Raw genomic sequence first — 674 nt, forward strand, 5'->3', positions numbered from 1 at the left:
GATAAATTGCAAGAATAAGTGCAACATTTACTCTAACTCATCTACTAGAGCTTCATAAGCCGTTCTGTAAGCTAAACATTTTCGTGGTCGGTGATTGATATCATATAAGGCCTTGTTCAAAGCCTCATCAGAGATAGCAGCTAAATCTGTTTTCTTTGGGAAATATTCTCTTAGTAAGCCATTTGCGTTTTCATTGCTTCCTCTCTGCCAGGAAGAATAGGCGTCCGCAAAGAAAAAGGAAATTCCTAAGTTCTCTACCAGAGGATAGCAGGCAAACTCTTTTCCCCTGTCTGAAGTAAAGGTTTTAAGAGCCTCTTTTGGAAATAGCTTACAAAGTTGTTCGATAGCTGAAAACATAGATTTGGCTGTTCTATCTGGTATCTTGAAAGCTAAGTAAAAACGAGTTTTTCGCTCTAGAAAAGTCGCTAAACAGCCCTTGCTTTTGCCTCTGGAAGACACTACAGTATCAAGTTCCCAATGGCCAAAAGTTTCACGATTCCGGACCTCTTTAGGACGTTTGGCGATCGACGTACCAATCCTAAATGTCCCACGTGTTTCTTTGGGGTGTCGAGTTCTTCCTTTACGACGAAGGACGCTTAAATCCAGATTAATCAAACCAGCATAGAGCCAGTTATAGATGGTTTTAAAAGCTACCATTGGCTTTTGTTCAAGCC

Annotated in this window: 1 protein-coding gene; it reads right to left on the minus strand. The window is 40.7% G+C overall.

Annotated elements, in window-relative coordinates:
* Positions 1–27 precede the first annotated feature (27 nt).
* Positions 28–674: IS30 family transposase (locus SORDD16_RS09920; RefSeq protein WP_061453291.1), on the minus strand; the 647-nt coding region annotated here is incomplete at its 5' end.

This window comes from Streptococcus oralis, assembly GCF_001578945.1.
In the GTDB taxonomy this organism is placed as follows: Bacteria; Bacillota; Bacilli; order Lactobacillales; family Streptococcaceae; genus Streptococcus; species Streptococcus oralis_Q.